This window comes from Rhodococcus sp. NPDC058639 (assembly GCF_042717545.1).
Classification (GTDB): domain Bacteria; phylum Actinomycetota; class Actinomycetes; order Mycobacteriales; family Mycobacteriaceae; genus Rhodococcus.
The window spans coordinates 168,620-181,898 of record NZ_JBHXRF010000002.1 but is presented as its reverse complement, the minus strand read 5'-3'; the positions used below and the strand labels follow the sequence as shown (position 1 = coordinate 181,898).

Below are 13,279 nucleotides of genomic sequence, written 5' to 3'. Positions count from 1 at the left end.
GGGCAGGACGGATGCGGAGCACCGGGTTGCACAGGATGCGGAGCACCGGGTTGCACAGGATGCGGAGCACCGGGTTGCACAGACTGGCCACAGCGGGCTTCGTCGTCGTCGCCGCGGTGGTACTGGTCGTCGTCGGCCTCGCCTTCCGGGGAGCGTTCGCTTCGGGGGTGACCGTCACGGTCGAAACCGGACGGGCGGGGCTGATGCTCGAGCGCGGCGCGATGGTCAAGGCACACGGTGTGCAGGTCGGCACCGTGACCGAGGTCCGGCACACTCCTGCCGGAGCCGAGGTCGTCGTTCGCCTCGACCCCGCCGACGCGGCGCGCATCCCGTCCACCGCGGAGGCAGAGATCCTCGCGACGACAGTGTTCGGTGCCAAGTACGTCTCGCTCACCGGCACCGGATCGGCCGGCACTTCCGGGCTGTCCGACGGTGCGGTGTTGCAGGCTTCGAGCGTGACGGTGGAGACGCAGACCGTGTTCGAGTCGCTGTCCGGGGTGCTGCAGGCCGTCGACCCCGCGAAGCTCAACCGAACCCTCGGGGCGTTGGCGGCCGCCTTGCGCGGCCGGGGCGACACACTCGGCGCGGCTCTGTCGGACACCGATGCCGTGCTCGCACGGCTCGAGCCGCGACTGGAGGTGATCCGACGCGACCTCACCGCTGCCGAAGCCACCGCAGACATCTACACACCGGTCACCGACGAGGTGACGGAGTCGCTCGGCAACCTGACGGTGACCGGAGCAACGATCGTCGAGCGCGCCGACGATCTCGACCGGTTGCTGCTCGCCACCATCGGGATGGGCGACGCCGGGCGGCGCGTCGTGGAACCGAACACCGCGCAGATCATCGACGTGCTCGACCTCCTGCGCCCCACCGCATCACTACTCGAGGAGTACTCCCCTGTCCTGCCGTGCTTCTTCCAGGGCGCCGACCGCGCCCGGCAACTGGCCGAACCGGCGTCCGGAGGCAACGGATCGTCGATGATGCTCAATTCGACGCTGTTGCTCGGTGTCGACCCGTACGAGTATCCGCGCAACCTTCCGGTGGTCGCCGCGACGGGCGGTCCGCGGTGCGGCGCACTGCCTATCGTCACCCTCGACGAAACACCTGCGCCTTATCTGGTCGCTCGCACCGGTGCCGATCCGTTCGAGAGACGTAACACCGCACCGGTGTTCGTTCCGGAATCGTTGTTCGAACTGCTGGGCGGAGGAGTCGGATGACGCGAACCGCGATCGCGGCCGGCATCTACGCCCTCGTCATGACGCTGATCCTCGCCGGGTTGTTCGTCGTCTTCGGGCAGGTGCGCTTCGGTGACTACACCCGGTACCACGCTGTGTTCGACGATGTGTCCGGACTCGAGCCAGGGCAGTTCGTCCGGGTGTCCGGCGTGGAAGTGGGGCGGGTGGAGAAGGTCGAGTTCGCCGACGAAAACCGCATCGACGTCGTCTTCGAGGTCGACTCCGTCTACACGCCTACCCGGGCGACCGTCGCGACAGTCCGCTACCTCAACCTCGTCGGCGACCGTTATCTCGAATTGTCCGACGGTCCGGGAGAACTCGTCCCGATGAGTGCCGACGAGACGATCGGCCCCGAACGGACCCACCCGGCCCTGGACCTGGACGTGCTCGTCGGCAGTTTCACACCGCTGTTCCGGGCGCTCGAACCGGACCAGGTCAACCGGCTGTCCGCAGACCTGATCTCCGTACTGCAGGGTCAGGGCGGAACGGTGGAGTCGGTGCTGGCACATGCGGCCTCCCTCACGTCGGCCATCGCTGACCGTGACCTCCTGGTCGGACAGGTGATCACGGACCTGAACGCGGTGCTGGCCACTCTCGCTGCGCACCGCGACACGTTCGACACCGCACTCGTGCGTGCGCAGGAACTGCTGTCGGGACTTGCGCAGGATTCGGTGATGCTGGGCGAGTCGGTCACCCGTCTCGATGCCGCGAGTGGATCTGTCGCGGACCTTCTCGGCCGGACGCGCTCCCCGCTTGCCGGGACGCTCCGCGAAACGGAACTCGTGGCGGCACAACTGGAGTCCCGCAGCGATACCATCGACAGCCTGGCGACACGTCTGCCCGATGCGTACGCCGCACTCACCAGGCTCGGCGCCTACGGTGGGTTCTTCAACTACTACCTGTGCGGAATGCTCATCAAGGTCAGCGACCCCTCCGGAAACACCGTCACCTCGCCCCTGTTCGGTCAGACGACGGGCAGGTGCGCCCCGGCATGAAACAGTTCCGCGACATGAATCCCACCCGCGTGGGTGTGATCGGCACGGTGGTGCTGATCGTTCTCGTGCTGTGCGCTCTGAACATCCGGTCACTGCCGCTGTTCGACTCCGGGTCCACCTATCGCGCGCGTTTCGTCGACGCCGGCGGTATGAACACCGGCGACGCCGTGCAGGTGTCGGGCAAGGACGCCGGGCGTGTGCTCGACATCGTCATCGACCACGACGCCGTCGCCGTCACGTTCACCGTCGACCAGCGAGTCACGCTCGGCACCGACACGACCGTCGACATCGCGACCGCCACCGCACTGGGTGCACGGCACCTGCGGGTGCGTCCGGCAGGACCGGGGAGACTCGAACCGGGCAGCACGATCAACCTCGACCGGACCACCGCCCCGTACCAGCTGACGGACGCCCTCGGTGATCTCGCCGATACCGCAGCCGAACTCGACGCCGACCAGCTCCGTACCTCGATGCGCGTGCTGTCCGACACCCTGCGCGAGACACCCGACGACGTCGGTGCCGCCGTGGACGGGGTGATGCGCCTGTCCGAGACGGTGGCCGGCCGCGACGCCTCGCTGCGCGAACTGCTCACGCACGCGGAGCAGGTCACCGCGGTGCTCGCCGAGCGCAGCGACGCGATCGATTCGCTCATCGTCGACGCCGACCTCGTACTCGGCGAACTCGACCGCCGTCGCGCAGCACTCGACACCCTGTTCGCCAACGTCGACGCGTTGTCCGTGGAGATCTCGAACCTGGTCGCAGACAACGAGGCCCAGCTGACGCCCACGCTGACCAAGGTCAACGCGGTTCTTGCCGTCCTCGAACGCAACCGCGACAACATCGCACTCGCCATCGAAAGGCTCGGTCCGTACGCGACCGAACTCGGCGAGGCCGTTGCGTCGGGCCCGTTCTTCAACTCCTACATCCAGAATCTGCTGCCGATGCAGATCATCGAACCGGCCCTCACGCAGGCGCTCGACGATGCCGGTATCGCCGTTCCGGGAGGTACTCCGTGAAGCGGAACACAGGGCTCCTGACGTGGGTGGTGCCGCTGCTCGTCCTGGCGGTGATCGCCGTCGTGTCGTTCACCGTGGTGCCCTGGCGCGCGACCGACGAGTACTCGGCCGAGTTCACGACCGCGCGTGGCCTGTACGTCGGTGACGATGTGCGCATCATGGGGGTCGAGGTCGGACGGATCACCGGCATCGAACCGCGCGGCGACCGGGTACTGGTGACATTCACCGTCGACGCCGCCCATCGCATCCCGGCCGCCGCAGAGGCCGCCCTCATGGCGCCGACACTGGTCTCGGCCCGATTCCTCCAGATCACTCCGCCCTACACCGGCGGACCCGAACTCGCTCCCGGCGCGAGCATCACGCTCGACCGCACAGCGGTACCCGTCGAATGGGACGAGATCACCGCGCAACTGGCTCGCCTGACCACCGAACTCGGTCCGACCGGTGACGATCCGCAGGGGCCACTCGGTGAGGTTCTCGACGTCGCCGCCGACAATGCCGAGGGCCACGGCCCCGCGATCCGCGATTCTCTGCAGGAACTGTCGGCCGCGATGCGCACCGTCTCGGACGGACGTCGCGACCTCTTCGGCACGCTGGGCAACCTGCACGTGTTCGTCGACGCGCTGTCGGCGAGTGGCGACCAGATCGTGTCCTTCCACGATCGGCTCGCTGCGGTGACGGGCGTCCTGGACGCGAACCGCGACGAGATGGGCGCTGCGCTGGCCGGACTCGACACCGTGCTCGTGGATGTGGAACGGTTCGTCCGCACCAATCGGGAGGAGATCGACACGACGGTGGACCGCACCGCTGTGCTCGCCGAGACGCTTGCGGCACAGCGTGACGGCATCGCCCAGGTGCTCCACGTCGCGCCGACCGCATTGTCGAACCTGCAGAACATCTATCAGCCCGCCCACAACACCGTCGTGTCGGCGCTCGCGCTGACCAACTTTGCGAACCCCGCCCAGTTCATCTGCTCGGCGCTGGCCGCCGCGGAACAGGTGGACGCCCACACCGGTTCCGAACTGTGCGTGCAGTACCTGGGCCCGATCCTGCCGCTGCTCGCGATGGAGTATCCACCGGTCCGCATCAATCCCACCCGCGGTGTCGGCGCGCTGCCCGACCAACTCGTCTACACCGAGCCGGATCTCGCGCCGGGCGCCCCGTCGCCCACCGACCTGACCGAACTCCTCTCGCCGGGGTCGCCGTGACTACGCGCCCGGCGGTAGCGGCAGGCATGCTCGCCTGTGTTCTCGTGGTGACCGGATGCGACTGGCAGGGGCTCAACTCGCTCGACCTGCCCGGCACGCGCGGGCACGGGGCCGACGCCTTCGAGGTCACACTCGAGATGCCGGATGTCACGACGCTGGAACGAAATTCGCGCGTACGCGTGGGTGATGTGACGGTCGGCCGCGTTTCCGGGCTTCGGTTGAGCAATGGACACGCCGAGGTGACGGTGATGCTGGACGGCTCCACCGTGCTGCCCGCCAACGCGAGCGCCGCAATCGGTCAGACGAGCCTGCTCGGCTCCGCACACGTCGAACTGTCGCCGCCGGTAGGCGAACCTGCACGCGGCCGTCTCGCGGACGGCGACGTCATACCCCTGGAACGTTCGGGCGCTTTTCCCACAACCGAACAGACTCTCTCGTCGCTGTCCCTGGTCCTCAGCGGCGGCGGGCTCGCCCAGGCTCAGGAAATCTCTCTCGAGCTCAACCGCGCGTTGGACGGACGGCAGGAATCGACGCGTGCAGTGCTCATCCGGCTCGATGCCGTACTGAGCGGACTCGATGCCCAGCGAAACGGGATCGTGAGCGCGATGGAATCCATCGACGCACTTGCCGCGGAGGTTGCCGTGCACAACGACCGGATCGCCGCGGCCGCAGATCAACTCGCACCTGCGCTCGAAGTGCTGGCGGCCCAGCGCGCGGAACTGACTCGTGCCGCTGATTCCCTCGGGCAGTTCGGGCGGGTCGCCACCGAGGTCGTCGAGGCGAGCGGCGACGACGTGGTGGCGAATCTGCGAGATCTCGAGCCGATCCTGTCGTCGCTGGCCGCATCCGGCGACTCGCTGACCGAATCGCTGCGATACCTGCTGACCTTCCCGTTCCCGATCGACACGTACCGCAACGCGGTTCGGGGCGACTACGCGAACGGCACCGTCATTCTCGATCTCACCCTGCCCACGCTCGAAAACGCGTTGCTGCTCGGCACCCCTTTCGAAGGTGCGCTCACAGGCTCTGCCGCTCCCCTCCCCGACCTGGTGTCGCTGCTCGTTCCCCCGACCGGGGAGGGCCCACGATGAGCCCTACCGCGGCGTTGCGAACCCGGCTGCTCGCGTTCTTCGCGATCGGACTCGCTGCCGTCCTCGTTGTCGCCCTCTGGGTCGTGGAGGTGCCTCGCCTGGTCGGCATCGGCCGCTACGACATCCGGCTGGAACTCACCGACGGAGCGGGTCTGTACCCGTCGGCCAACGTGACCTACCGGGGAGTCGAGATCGGGCGCGTGACCGCTGTGACGATGACGGTCGGCGGTGCGGAAGCAGTGCTGTCCCTCGATTCGGGCGTACCCGTACCCGCGGACGCCGCGGTGCAGGTCCGGAGCATGTCGGCCATCGGTGAGCAGTACGTCGAATTCCTGCCTGCCGGCGCCGACGCGCCGTACCTGGGCGACGGTGACGTCGTCGGGTCCGGCCGTGTGTCGGTGCCCGAGCCCGTCGGACGGGCACTCGATCAACTCGATCGCACCTTGCAGTCGGTCGGGACCGACCGCCTCTCCGTGCTGCTCGACGAAACCCACTCCGCTGTTGCCGATTCGGACGACGCGTTGCGGACGCTCATCGAGTCGGCGGCGGCAGTGAGCGGTGAGGCCGCTTCGAGCATCGACAGCACGGCGACGCTGCTGGATCAGGTCGGGCCGCTGCTCGAGACACAGGTGGCATCCTCGGACGCCATCACCCGTTGGGCATCGTCACTGGCCGGCACGACCGGGCAACTCCGAGACTCCGACACCGATATCCGAACCCTGCTCGGGGTCGGCGCGCCGGCCGCCGCGCAGGTGCAGGCATTGTTCGAGGACGCCGAACCCACCCTGCCCCTGCTCCTGGCAAACCTCATCACGGTCGAGCAGGTCGCGGCGGTGTATCGACCGTCGCTCGAGCAGATACTCGTGCTCTTCCCCTCGATCATGGCGTCGACGCAATCCGCTGGACTTCCCAACGTCGACAACCCGTCGCAGAACACGTATTTCGTCAATTCGTATAACGATCCGCCGCCGTGTATCAGCGGTTTCCTGCCACCGGAGCAACGCCGGTCGCCCACCGAACTCGACGTTCCGGCAACCCCACCGGATCTGTACTGCACGCTGCCGGCCGATTCGCCGGTCGCGGTGCGCGGCGCACGGAACATGCCGTGCATCGAGTACCCGGGACGACGGGCACCGACCGTGCAATTGTGTCGCGACGGTGGATACCCGGCCACCGGTCTGGAAGGTCTGCTGACCCCGACAGGCTGAGTAGCCGGGAGCGGCACCCTGCGCGGGAGCGTGGGCAGAACACGACCGCGTGCGGTCGACGAACGAACGGTGGCCGCCGCGCCGGAGCGCAGCGGCCACGCGATCATCCGGGTCAGGCGCTCGCGGCCTCGTTCAGACGCTCGAGCGTGCCGGTCGCGTCGAGGTACTCCTGCACCCACCGCTCGATGACCGCAGAGGTCTTCTCCACCTTCGAGAACTGGCCGACGACCTGCCCGACGGGGTTGAACGCGACGTCGACGGAATCGTCCGGGTACTTGTGCGTCGCAGCGACGGCCATGCCCGAGACCATGTACTGCAGAGGCATTCCCAAAGGCTCCGGGGTGTCGTCCCGCTCCCACGCCTCGGTCCAGTCGTTGCGGAGCATCCGGCAGGGCTTGCCCGTGAACGAGCGGCTGCGCACGGTGTCGCGACTGGTGGCGTTGACGTAGGCCGCCTGCTGCACGGCGGTGTTCTCCGCTTCTTCGACCATCAGCCACTGGGAGCCGGACCAGGTGCCCTGCGTGCCCAGCGCCAGGGCGGCGGCGATCTGCTGGCCGCTGCCGATACCGCCCGCTGCCAGGACGGGCACCGGCGCAACCTCTTTGACCACCTGGGGCCACAACACGATCGAGCCGACCTCGCCGCAGTGTCCGCCACCTTCTCCGCCCTGGGCGATGATGATGTCGACTCCGGCGTCGGCGTGCTTGCGCGCCTGGTAGGGGGATCCGCACAGGGCCGCGACCTTGCGCCCGGATTCGTGGATGTGCGCGATCATGTCCGCGGGCGGCGTCCCGAGTGCGTTGGCGATGAGCGTGACCTTCGGATGCTGGAGCGCAACGTCGACCTGCGGGGTGGCCGTTGCCTCCGTCCAGCCGAGAAGCTGCAACGCGTTATCGTCTCCTTCGGGCAGCGGCACACCGTGGTCGGTGAGAATCTTGCGCCCGAAATCGAGGGTTTCCTGCGGCACCATCGACTGCAGCATCTTGGTGAGTTCTTCGGCCGAGAGGTCGGTGTCCATGCCCTCGTACTTGTTCGGAATCACGATGTCCACGCCGTACGGACGGTCGCCGATGTGCTCATCGATCCAGTTCAGCTCTACTTCCAGCTGCTCGGGGGTGAACCCGACGGCGCCGAGGACACCGAACCCGCCCGCCTTGGACACAGCGACGACAACGTCACGGCAGTGGGTGAAGGCGAAGATGGGGAACTCGATGCCGAGTTCGTCGCAAAGGGGCGTGTGCATTCGGCACTCCTCAGGAGACAGCGGAAGACTGGAACAGGTTCCACTTTAGAGTGCGCGCGGCGGATTGAACATGCCCAGCGGCGTCTCGCCCGAACTCAGATGATGCCGCGCTCGCGGAGCGCATCCTGCTCGGCCTCACCGAGTCCGAGGATGTCGCCGTAGACGGCCGCATTGTCGTACCCGGCAACCGGTGCGCCCGCCATGCGAACCGATCCGGGTGTGCCGGCGAGAACCGGCACGACACCCGGCCCGAGCACGTCCCGGCCCGTGCGCTCGTCGTGGTGCGGCACGAGCATTCCGCGGGCCTGGAACTGCGGATCGCGCACCACTTCCGCGACGGTATTGACGGGACCGGCGACGACGCCCGCCACAGACAGGTGCGCGAGTAGGTCGTCGAGCGTCCAGGTCGCCGCCCATCGCCCGATGAGCGCGTCGAGTTCGTCCTGGTTGGTGCCGCGGGAAAGGTGGTCGGCGAAACGCGGGTCGTCTGCGAGTTCCGGGGAGTCCATCGCAGCGCACAGCCTCCGGAAGACGGTGTCCTGGTTGGCGGCGATGACGATCCACATGTCGTCGGACGTCCGGTAGAGATTCGACGGGGCGATCCCCTCGAGGCGGGTGCCGGACGGGCCCCGCACCACGCCGGCGGCGTCGTAGTCGGGCACCACGGATTCCTGGACCGCGAAGCACGCTTCCGTCAATGCGACGTCCACGATCTGTCCGCGTCCCGTGCGTTCGCGGCTGAGCAGCGCGGCGAGCACCCCCTGCACGGCGAACATGCCGCCGAGGGTGTCGCCGAGGGACAGCGCGAGACGCGGCGGGGCCTGCCCGGGATAGCCGTTGAGGTGCCGCAAACCGCTCTCGGCCTCGGCGACCGACGCGTAACCCGCGTGCCCGGCCTTCGGGCCGGTCTGCCCGTAGCCGGACACGCGGGCGAGCACGAGACCGGGGTTGATCTCGGACAGCACGTCGTACCCGAGCCCCCACTTCTCGAGGGTGCCCGGCCGGAAGTTCTCGACGATGACATCCGATTCGGCGACCAGTCGCCGGAACAGTTCCTGCCCGTCGGGAGCGCGCAGATCGAGAGTGATGCAGCGCTTGTTGCGGGCGTGCACGGTCCAGAAGAATCGGTGCCCGTCCCGCTCGCCCTGTCCCCACGTACGCAGCGGGTCGGGACGAGCGGGATCCTCGATCTTGATGACGTCGGCACCCATGTCGCCGAGCAGCCGTCCGGCGAACGGGCCCGCAATCAGGGTGCCCAGCTCGAGCACCCTGATGTCCGCGAGCGCACCGGCGCCTGCCGTCGTCTGCGCCGAATCACTCTGCGTACCTGCGTTACCGGAATTCACTGTGTTGCCTGTTCCTTCGGTCAGTAGCCGAGGTGAACCGTCTTCTCCTCGGTGAACGCTTCGAGACCACTGCGGCCCAGTTCGCGCCCGATACCGCTGGCGTCGCGTCCGCCCCAGGGTAACGCCGGGTCGGGCACTCCCCAGCCGTTGACCCACACCGTTCCGACCCGCAACTGCGGGATGACGCTGTGCACCGTGGAGAGGTTCTGGCTGAAGATGAAGGCGTTGAGGCCGTACTTGGTGGTGTTCGCGAGCCGGACCGCCTCGTCGGTGGTCTTGAACGTGATGACCGTGGCGACCGGGCCGAAGATCTCGTCCTGCGCGATGGTGAGGTCGTTCGTGCCGCGGAAGACGGTGGGTTCGACGAAGAAACCGCGGTCGCCGATGCGGGATCCTCCGGTGACGAGCTGGGCGCCCTCACTGCGTCCCTTCTCGATGTAGCCGAGGATGCGATCGAGTTGCTTGCGGTTGACGATCGTCCCCTGGGTGCTGGCCGGGTCGAAGGGGTCGCCGACGACCGCGCTGCGGGCGAACTCGACGAGTCCCTCCACCACCTGGTCGGCGATCGACTCGTGCACGATCACCCTCGTACCCGCCGCGCACACCTGGCCCTGGTGGTAGAAGTTGCCCATCGCGATCCACGGCAGCGACGCTTCGAGGTCCGCGTCCGGGAAGATCAACTGCGGGGCCTTCCCGCCCAGCTCGAGGGTGACCTTCCGGAACTTCTCACCCGCGAGAGACGTGATGGTCTTTCCGACCGCGGGGCTCCCCGTGAACGTGATCTTGTCGATGCCGGTGTGCGCGGCGAGCGCAGCACCGGCCTCGGGGCCCAGACCGGGCACGACGTTGAATGCACCATCGGGCACACCGGCTTCGGCGAGCAGGTCGGCCAGCCTGAGGGTCGCCAGCGATGCGTCCTCTGCGGGTTTGACCACCACGGAGCATCCGGCTGCGAGCGCGGGTGCGATCTTCCAGGCCGCAACCACGGTCGGGTTGTTCCACGGCGTGATCGCACCGACCACGCCGAGGGGCTGACGGAGCGTGAATCCGAATCGGTGCTGGGGGCCGACATCCGGGAGGATCATCGCCTCGCCGGCGATCTTGTCGGCCCAGCCGGCGTAATGACGGAACGACGCCGCGGCGGCGGGAATGTCACCGGCAACGGTGTCGGCGTAGAGCTTTCCCATCTCCGCTGTCTCGAGCGCGGACAACTCGGGCGCGTGCTGTTCGAGGAGGTCCGCCACGCGCGTGAGGATTCGCCCACGCTCGGCGCCGGGCATACGTGACCACACTCCGGACTCGAAGGTGTCGCGGGCCGCGTCGACGGCGGCGTCGATGTCTGCGGCGCCGCCCGCTGCCACTTCTGCGACGACTTCCTCGGTCGCCGGATTGATCGACGAGAAATGTGCACCGGACTGCGCCGGGACGGTCCGCCCTCCGATACGCAGGCCGGAGTCGGGGATTGTCACGGGGGCGGGGGCAGGGATGGAGAGGTCGGTCATCGGGACTCCTCAGGAAGAAGGCGGGGTGAAGCGACGGATGAGCCCGGACCACGACGCGTCGTAGTCCGTCTGACGGTGCGCACAGCGGTACGCGGCGTCGGTCACGGTGAGCGCCGATCGCGTCTCGAACATGAACGAGAGGGTGTTCTCGAGCTTGACCGGGGCCAGGTCGGCCGCGGTGGCAAGGTCGAACGTCTCCGCATCGGGCCCGTGCGCGCCCCACTGGTTGTGGAGGGACGCACCACCGGGTACGAACCCCTCGGCCTTCGAATCGTGGCGCCCGCGTACGAGTCCCATGAACTCGGTCATGACGTTGCGGTGGAAATGCGGTGGCCGGAAGGTACGCTCCGCGACCACCCACCGGTCGGGGAAGACACAGAAATCGACGTTCGCCTGACCGGGTATCGGCGTCGGGGAAGTGAGCACGGTGAAGATCGACGGGTCGGGATGGTCCCAGCCCGCGGTGGTCATCGCATTGAACATGCCGAGGTCGTACTTGTAGGCACCGTGCGTGCCGTGCCAGGCGACCACGTCGAGTGGGGAATGATCCAGCTCGGTCGCCCAGAGCTGCCCACCGAACTTGTTCACGAGTTCGACAGGTCCGTTCCGATCCTCGTACCAGGCGGTGGGATAGAGGAAGTCGCGTGCGTGTGCGAGACCGTTCGCTCCGATGGGGCCGAGTTCGGGCAGCGCATAGGCAGACCCGTAATTCTCACAGACGTATCCCGACGCCCGTTCCCCCAGCAGCTCGACGCGGAACCGCACGCCACGACCGATCACCGCGATCTCACCGGGGCCGACCGCGAGGCGACCGAACTCAGTGCAGAGCAGCAGTTCACCGTCCTGCGGGACGAACAGCAGTTCCCCGTCGGAGTCGACGAAGTACCGGTCGGTCATCGACGACGAGATCGAATAGAGGTGTACGGCTATGCCGGTGCGGGCGTGGACGTCGCCGTTGACGGCGTAGGTCGTGATCCCCTCCACGAAATCCGTCCCGGGTGCCGGTGGAGGCAGCGGATCCCACCGAATCCGGTTGGGGGTGAGCACACCCCCGGCTGCCGGCGCCGACACCCAGCCACGATTGTCGACGCGCTCGAACGGGCCGTGCGCGGCAGACGGCATGATTCGGTATGTCCATGTTCTGCGGTTGTGTTCGCGCGGTTCGGTGAACGCGGTCGCCGAGTGCTGCTCGGCGTACAAACCGTACGGCGCGCGTTGGGGGGAATTCTGCCCCCACGGCAGCGCCCCCTCGACGGCCTCACTGTGATGCTCGTTGCCGAATCCCCGCAGATAGGAAAGACCGAGCGGATCATCGACCTCCACGCGACCGTCACTGCCTCCACTCACGTGAGCGCGACCATCTCGTGCAGTGTGGTCCCCGTACGGACGTACTCCTCGCCGTCGACCGTGACCGTCATCGTGAAATCCGACCGGAATCGGAAGTACCCCGGGCGGCCGATGAGTCGATTGACGATCGGCTTCACCAGCGCGCTCGAGGCGAGCGGTACGTCTTCGAGAAGATTGTGGGCGTGCACGATGTCGCGGACGGTGAGCTTCAGATCGAGTGAGCCCGGAACACGGATCTGCAGCCACGACGGATAGGTGCGATCGGCGACCGGGTCGAAGACCGCGGGACCCTCGGTCATCTCGACCTCGCCGTTACTGAGCACGATCCGGTCGTCCCGGGCGATCATCACCGGCTGTGACCAATGCGCTCCGTATTTCTTCTGGGTGTGCACCATCGCGTACACCAGGGAGAAGTCGTCGGTGTACAACCGGCCCCAGTACCACTTGTCGATGACGTGCTTCATGTCACCGACACCCCAGTTGTGGTCGTGGTAGCCGCGACCGGTGACCTCGGTGGTGACGCCGTCGACCGTGACGGTGCCGGCAACAGAGGCGCGAGGCGCCCCCACGACCCAGGCGAAGAACTCGCGGTCGTTGTAGCTCGTCCGGCCCCTTCCCGGCATCCACGGCGGAATCAGGGCGGTGAACGTCAGATCGAATCCGAGGCCGCCTTCGGAGACGGCGACACGGTAGATCGGCTTGCCGTCGTCCTCTCCGACGAGACGTGCCGTGTTGTGGGCGACCCGCACGTCGCAGTGTTCCTCCGACACCGTGAGGTCCGAGTCACGGTACTGCCGGATCTCCTCCCTGCGCTGTCCGTCGGGCGAGTAGACGTGGATCTCCACTCCGGGTCTGCGGTGCACCAGTTCCCGCGTCTGCACCATCGCGACGACGATCCGGCCGTCGTCGAGATGCGCGTCGAAATACCAGTGTTCGAAGGCGTGCTTCTCGCTGGAAGGATGAGCGGCATTGTCTTTCGGTCCGACGACGGTGATCTCACCGTCGCGGCGTCCCGGTCCGTTCCAGGCTTCGACGATCTGTAGAGCGGGCATGGGTTGTCTCCAAGAGTTCGAGTGTCGGCGGCG

At 67.4% G+C, this 13,279-nt stretch carries 11 protein-coding genes; 6 read left to right on the top strand and 5 right to left on the bottom strand.

The features are described 5' to 3' along the window. Positions 1 to 59: 59 nt before the first annotated feature. Genes ACFWU2_RS03825 through ACFWU2_RS03800 form a run of 6 tightly spaced genes read left to right on the top strand, consistent with a single transcriptional unit; the run spans position 60 to position 6,756 of the window. Positions 60 to 1,220, top strand: coding sequence for an MCE family protein (locus ACFWU2_RS03825; protein ID WP_378601029.1), 1,161 nt, complete (start codon positions 60 to 62; stop codon positions 1,218 to 1,220). Further along, positions 1,217 to 2,233, top strand: coding sequence for an MCE family protein (locus ACFWU2_RS03820; RefSeq protein ID WP_378601026.1), 1,017 nt, complete (start codon positions 1,217 to 1,219; stop codon positions 2,231 to 2,233). Before ACFWU2_RS03825 ends, ACFWU2_RS03820 begins: the two co-directional genes overlap by 4 nt. After that, complete coding sequence (locus ACFWU2_RS03815; protein ID WP_378601023.1) at positions 2,230 to 3,249, top strand: MCE family protein; 1,020 nt, start codon at positions 2,230 to 2,232, stop codon at positions 3,247 to 3,249. Before ACFWU2_RS03820 ends, ACFWU2_RS03815 begins: the two co-directional genes overlap by 4 nt. After that, positions 3,246 to 4,457: an MCE family protein gene (locus tag ACFWU2_RS03810; protein WP_378601020.1), complete on the top strand. Its 1,212-nt coding sequence runs from the start codon at positions 3,246 to 3,248 to the stop codon at positions 4,455 to 4,457. Before ACFWU2_RS03815 ends, ACFWU2_RS03810 begins: the two co-directional genes overlap by 4 nt. Continuing rightward, entirely contained in the window at positions 4,454 to 5,548 is a 1,095-nt protein-coding gene (locus ACFWU2_RS03805; protein WP_378601017.1) for an MCE family protein, read from the top strand. Before ACFWU2_RS03810 ends, ACFWU2_RS03805 begins: the two co-directional genes overlap by 4 nt. Further along, positions 5,545 to 6,756, top strand: coding sequence for an MCE family protein (locus ACFWU2_RS03800; RefSeq protein ID WP_378601015.1), 1,212 nt, complete (start codon positions 5,545 to 5,547; stop codon positions 6,754 to 6,756). Before ACFWU2_RS03805 ends, ACFWU2_RS03800 begins: the two co-directional genes overlap by 4 nt. A 112-nt stretch (positions 6,757 to 6,868) precedes the next feature. On the opposite strand, the gene ACFWU2_RS03795 is transcribed toward ACFWU2_RS03800, so the two are convergent. The 5 genes from ACFWU2_RS03795 to ACFWU2_RS03775 all read right to left on the bottom strand — a co-directional run bounded on the left by ACFWU2_RS03795 (position 6,869) and on the right by ACFWU2_RS03775 (position 13,246). Then, complete coding sequence (locus ACFWU2_RS03795) at positions 6,869 to 7,999, bottom strand: nitronate monooxygenase (protein ID WP_378601012.1); 1,131 nt, start codon at positions 7,997 to 7,999, stop codon at positions 6,869 to 6,871. A 95-nt stretch (positions 8,000 to 8,094) separates the two neighbouring features. Next, entirely contained in the window at positions 8,095 to 9,345 is a 1,251-nt protein-coding gene (locus ACFWU2_RS03790) for a CaiB/BaiF CoA transferase family protein (protein ID WP_378601010.1), read from the bottom strand. A 20-nt stretch (positions 9,346 to 9,365) separates the two neighbouring features. Then, positions 9,366 to 10,847: an aldehyde dehydrogenase family protein gene (locus ACFWU2_RS03785; protein WP_378601007.1), complete on the bottom strand. Its 1,482-nt coding sequence runs from the start codon at positions 10,845 to 10,847 to the stop codon at positions 9,366 to 9,368. A gap of 9 nt (positions 10,848 to 10,856) precedes the next feature. Beyond that, positions 10,857 to 12,194, bottom strand: coding sequence for a homogentisate 1,2-dioxygenase (hmgA, locus tag ACFWU2_RS03780; protein WP_378600999.1), 1,338 nt, complete (start codon positions 12,192 to 12,194; stop codon positions 10,857 to 10,859). Beyond that, positions 12,191 to 13,246 (bottom strand): lipocalin-like domain-containing protein, encoded by a 1,056-nt coding sequence (locus ACFWU2_RS03775; RefSeq protein ID WP_378600996.1) that lies wholly within the window; start codon positions 13,244 to 13,246, stop codon positions 12,191 to 12,193. The genes hmgA and ACFWU2_RS03775 overlap by 4 nt, the downstream gene beginning before the upstream one ends. Between the last annotated feature and the right edge of the window lie 33 nt (positions 13,247 to 13,279).

Bases quoted from the DNA above. Each gene is read 5' to 3' on its own strand.
- ACFWU2_RS03825 (WP_378601029.1), top strand. From the start codon at position 60: ATGCGGAGCACCGGGTTGCACAGACTGGCCACAGCGGGCTTCGTCGTC.
- ACFWU2_RS03820 (WP_378601026.1), top strand. From the start codon at position 1,217: ATGACGCGAACCGCGATCGCGGCCGGCATCTACGCCCTCGTCATGACG.
- ACFWU2_RS03815 (WP_378601023.1), top strand. From the start codon at position 2,230: ATGAAACAGTTCCGCGACATGAATCCCACCCGCGTGGGTGTGATCGGC.
- ACFWU2_RS03800 (WP_378601015.1), top strand. From the start codon at position 5,545: ATGAGCCCTACCGCGGCGTTGCGAACCCGGCTGCTCGCGTTCTTCGCG.
- ACFWU2_RS03795 (WP_378601012.1), bottom strand. From the start codon at position 7,999: ATGCACACGCCCCTTTGCGACGAACTCGGCATCGAGTTCCCCATCTTC.
- ACFWU2_RS03785 (WP_378601007.1), bottom strand. From the start codon at position 10,847: ATGACCGACCTCTCCATCCCTGCCCCCGCCCCCGTGACAATCCCCGAC.
- ACFWU2_RS03775 (WP_378600996.1), bottom strand. From the start codon at position 13,246: ATGCCCGCTCTACAGATCGTCGAAGCCTGGAACGGACCGGGACGCCGC.